The organism is Streptomyces sp. B1866, assembly GCF_031932565.1.
GTDB lineage: Bacteria > Actinomycetota > Actinomycetes > Streptomycetales > Streptomycetaceae > Streptomyces.
In genome coordinates this window covers 1-3,944 of the sequence record NZ_JAVSCF010000389.1, presented here as the reverse complement: position 1 = coordinate 3,944, position 3,944 = coordinate 1, and the positions used below count along the sequence as shown (strand labels likewise).

Sequence of the window (3,944 nt, the reverse complement as noted above, 5' to 3'; positions counted from 1 at the left end):
CGGTGCGCCCGGCTGGGCGCCGTAGGCGGCGGCTCCCGCGGCGGCCAGCCCGGCCGGCGCTCCGGCGCCCGCGGCGCCCGCGGCGGCCTGGGAGAAGGCCAGGCGGGGGCCGTCGGTGGCGTTGCCCAGGTGGACGACCGTCCCAGGGCCTATCTCCGTCTGCTGGACGCGTTGGCGGTGCACGTAGGTGCCGTTGGTGCTGCCCTGATCCTCGATCACCCAGGCCCGCCCGCCCCACCGCAGTGTGGCGTGCCGCCAGGACACCCTGGCGTCGGTCAGCACGAGATCGGCCTGCGGATCGCGCCCCAGCGCGTAGGACCGGGACGGGTCGAGCGTCCAGGTCTGTCCGTTCAATTCCAGTACGAGTTCCGGCACTCCATGCCCCACTAGTTGTCCCCCGAGGAACCCCCCTGCGCAGGGAGTCTAGGGATGGCGAACATCGTGGGGAACTATTCCAGGCCCGCTCAGGGAACCGAAACCCGGACGGACGCCGGACGGCCGGGCGTGACATCGGCGTGACCGAGATGACGGCCAGGTGAACTCTCCGCCGCCCGGGCGCGTACCGGGCGGACCGGCGCGCGCGATCCGTTAACGGCCCTATACCGTTGTACGCATCATGAGCTCTCCACAGAATCCGCCCGCCACAGCCGTCCCGGGCGAGGACGAGCCCACGCTGCTCGTCAAGATATTCGGCAAGGACCGGCCGGGCCTCACGGCGGGGCTGTGCGACATCCTCGCCGCGTACGACGTGCACATCGTCGACATAGAGCAGGTCGTCACGCGCGGCCGCATGGTGCTGTGCGTGCTGGTGACCGCCCCCGCCGGGCCCGACGGGCCGGAGGGCGGGCTGCGCGCGACCGTGCACAGCTGGGCCGAGTCGATGCGCATGCAGGCCGAGATCATCTCGGGCCGCGGCGACAACCGGCCCCGCGGTGTGGGCCGGTCGCACGTCACGGTGCTCGGCCACCCGCTGACCGCCAAGTCGACGGCGGCCATCGCCGCCCGTATCACCGGTACGGGCGGCAACATCGACCGCATTTTCCGCTTGGCGAAATATCCGGTCACCGCGGTGGAATTCGAGGTGTCCGGAGCCGCCACGGACACGCTGCGTACCGCGCTCGCCACGGAGGCGGCACGAGTCGGGGTCGATGTCGCGGTGGTGGCCTCGGGGCTCCAGCGGCGCGCGCAGCGGCTGGTGGTCATGGACGTGGACTCCACGCTGATCCAGGACGAGGTGATCGAGCTGTTCGCCGCGCACGCCGGGTGCGAGGCGGAGGTCGCCGAGGTCACGGCCCGGGCGATGCGCGGCGAACTGGACTTCGAGGAGTCGCTGCACGCGCGTGTCGCGCTGCTCGCGGGCGTGGACGAGGGCGTGGTGGACAAGGTCCGCGCCGAGGTCCGGCTCACACCCGGCGCCCGTACGCTCATCCGCACGCTGAAACGTCTCGGCTACCAGGTGGGCGTGGTCTCCGGCGGCTTCACCCAGGTCACCGACGACCTGAAGGAGCGGCTCGGCCTGGACTTCGCCTCCGCCAACACCCTGGAGGTCAGGGACGGGAAGCTGACCGGCCGGGTGACCGGCGAGGTCGTGGACCGGGCGGGCAAGGCGCGGCTGCTGCGGCGGTTCGCGGCCGAGGCCGGGGTGCCGCTGGCGCAGACCGTGGCGATCGGCGACGGCGCCAACGACCTGGACATGCTCAACGCGGCGGGCCTCGGGGTCGCCTTCAACGCCAAGCCGGTGGTGCGGCAGGCGGCGCACACCGCCGTGAACGTGCCGTTCCTGGACGCCGCGCTGTACCTGCTGGGCATCACGCGCGAGGAGGTCGAGGCGGCGGACACGCTGGACGGCTGACGGCGGCGGGCCGTTCGCCCGGGGCGGCCGTCCGCACGGCCCGCCGTGTGCACCGGGCGGCCGGCTCGCCTCGGGCGCGGGACGCGGGTCCCTACGGGCGCGGTCCGGGCGCGGCCCCGGTGCGGGGAGCGCCTGCGGGCCGCGCCGGGCGCGTACGGGCCGTACGGCGGGTAGGGGCCGCACGGTTCGGGTCAGGAACGGGGCGCCCAGTAGGCGGTGAGGCGTCCGACGCCGTGCTCGACGGACTTCCACGAGCCGGTGAAGGCGATCACGGCCACCCCGGACGTGGCGAATCCGGTGCGGCCCATGTGCTCCAGCGTGCCGTCCGCCGCCTCGCCCGCGAGCGCGTCGGCCAGGGCGTGCACCCCGGGGTTGTGGCCGACGAGCAGCAGGTCGGCCACGTCGTCGGGGGTCTCGTTCACCACCGCGATCAGCTCGCCGAGGGACGCCTCGTACAGCCGCTCGTCGTAGACGGTCCTGGGCCGCTCCGGCAGCTCGGACACGATCAGCTTCCAGGTCTCGCGGGTGCGGACGGCGGTGGAGCAGAGGGCGAGCTGGGGCTGGAGACCAGAACGGGCGAGCCAGCGTCCGGTGACCGGCGCGTCCTGACGGCCGCGCTCCGCGAGCGGCCGCTCGTGGTCGGGCACCTCGGGCCAGTCGGCCTTGGCGTGTCGGACAATGATGATGTTACGGGGCACGTCGACGCTCATGTGTCCCAGCTTCGCACGAATGGCGCTGCCGGGCGCGGGGCGTTGGGAGGGTCCCGGCGGGCGACCGCCTGCCGGGCACCGAGCGCCGGTTTCAGGACACCAGGCGGTCCAGGGCGTGCAGCACGGGGCCGAGCCGGTGGGCCGCCGCGCCGCCGTCACCGGTGGCGTGCGCCCGCGGGCCCGCGAACAGCAGGAGCGCGGCGAAGGCGAGCACCGGGAGCAGCAGGGCCCACCACGGCAGCCGGACCTGGGCGCGGCCGGGGTCGGCCGCCGCGGACCGCAGGGGCGCGGGGACTGCCATCGCGGGCACCTCCAAGGGTTCGTACGGGACGCCGCGCGGTGCGTCGGGCGCGGCCGGGTTCGCCCACGAACCTACGGGCGGCGCGGACCCGGTCCCATCCGGTGCCCCACCCACTTCCCCCTGACCCTGCCCCCCTAGGGGACGGTGGGGGCAACCCCACCACCGGACCGCGCGACGGGCCGCGCGGCGGGGCTCACGGCGAGGCGATCGTGGCGATCAGGGCGATCAGGGCGGTGATGCCGAGCATCAGGCCCAGGATCAGCAGAAGCTTCTTCTGGCCGTTTCGCGGATTGTCATCGAGCACTGGCATGGCTTCAGTGTCCCACCCGCCGCCGACCGTCCCGTGCCGGGTCGCGTCCCGGTCCGGCCGGGTCAGGCCCCGTCCCCGGCGGGCCGCAGCTCGTCCTCGACGGTGCGGCCGCGTCCGGCCAGCACGCCCGCCGCGACCTGCGGCACCATCAGCGCCATCATCAGCGCGATGGGCCAGTCCCAGCCGCCGGTGTGCTGGTTGATAGCGCCGACCAGCAGCGGCCCGGGGATGGAGATGAGGTAGCCGGTGCTCTGCGCGAACGCCGACAGCCTGATCACGCCCGCGCCGGTGCGCGCCCGCATGCCGATCATCGTCAGGGCGAGCGGGAAGGTGCACACGGAGATGCCGAGCAGCACCGCCCACGCCCAGGCGCCGGCCGCCGGGGCCAGCAGCAGGCCGGCGTACCCGGCGAGTCCGAAGGAGCTGAGCACCACCACGAGGACGCCCTGGTGCCGCAGCCGGGCCGCGACCGGCGGCACGACGAAGGACAGCGGCACGCCGATGACCATGGTCACCGCGAGCAGCAGGCCGGCGGTCCCGGCGGAGACGCCGGCGTCGCGGAAGATCTGCGGCATCCAGCCCATGGCGACGTACGCGCCGGTGGCCTGGAGGCCGAAGAAGACGGCCATGGCCCAGGCGGTGGGGCTGCGGGTGATCCGCCCGGCGCGCGCCCCGGCGGCCGGGTCCGCGGCGCTGGGGCCGCCGTCCCGCGCGGGAGGCACGCCGCCCCGCGCGGGGCGGTCGTCACCTCCCGGGCCCGCGGCGCGGTCG

General features: G+C 74.6%; 5 protein-coding genes and 1 pseudogene. 1 reads left to right on the top strand and 5 read right to left on the bottom strand.

Annotated elements, in window-relative coordinates; all coding sequences use genetic code 11:
- A partial coding sequence (locus RKE29_RS28480; protein ID WP_312008577.1) for an FHA domain-containing protein occupies positions 1-387 on the bottom strand: 387 nt, incomplete at its 3' end.
- A gap of 229 nt (positions 388-616) precedes the next feature.
- On the opposite strand from RKE29_RS28480, the gene serB reads away from it, so the two are divergent.
- Positions 617-1,852: a phosphoserine phosphatase SerB gene (serB, locus tag RKE29_RS28475; protein ID WP_312008576.1), complete on the top strand. Its 1,236-nt coding sequence runs from the start codon at positions 617-619 to the stop codon at positions 1,850-1,852.
- Between the two features lie 191 nt (positions 1,853-2,043).
- Here serB and RKE29_RS28470 read toward each other — a convergent pair whose 3' ends face one another.
- The 4 genes and pseudogenes from RKE29_RS28470 to RKE29_RS28455 form a co-directional block, all read right to left on the bottom strand.
- Positions 2,044-2,562: a histidine phosphatase family protein gene (locus tag RKE29_RS28470; RefSeq protein WP_312008575.1), complete on the bottom strand. Its 519-nt coding sequence runs from the start codon at positions 2,560-2,562 to the stop codon at positions 2,044-2,046.
- 91 nt (positions 2,563-2,653) lie between these two features.
- Positions 2,654-2,863, bottom strand: coding sequence for a hypothetical protein (locus tag RKE29_RS28465; protein ID WP_312008574.1), 210 nt, complete (start codon positions 2,861-2,863; stop codon positions 2,654-2,656).
- Positions 2,864-3,056: 193 nt separating this feature from the next.
- A complete protein-coding gene (locus tag RKE29_RS28460) occupies positions 3,057-3,173 on the bottom strand; it encodes an SGM_5486 family transporter-associated protein (protein ID WP_312008572.1) in 117 nt (38 codons plus the stop codon).
- Positions 3,174-3,235: 62 nt separating this feature from the next.
- Positions 3,236-3,944 (bottom strand): annotated as a pseudogene (locus RKE29_RS28455) (MFS transporter); the annotation flags it as partial.

Coding starts and splice junctions, on each gene's coding strand:
- serB (WP_312008576.1), top strand. CDS start 617: ATGAGCTCTCCACAGAATCCGCCCGCCACAGCCGTCCCGGGCGAGGAC.
- RKE29_RS28470 (WP_312008575.1), bottom strand. CDS start 2,562: ATGAGCGTCGACGTGCCCCGTAACATCATCATTGTCCGACACGCCAAG.
- RKE29_RS28465 (WP_312008574.1), bottom strand. CDS start 2,863: ATGGCAGTCCCCGCGCCCCTGCGGTCCGCGGCGGCCGACCCCGGCCGC.
- RKE29_RS28460 (WP_312008572.1), bottom strand. CDS start 3,173: ATGCCAGTGCTCGATGACAATCCGCGAAACGGCCAGAAGAAGCTTCTG.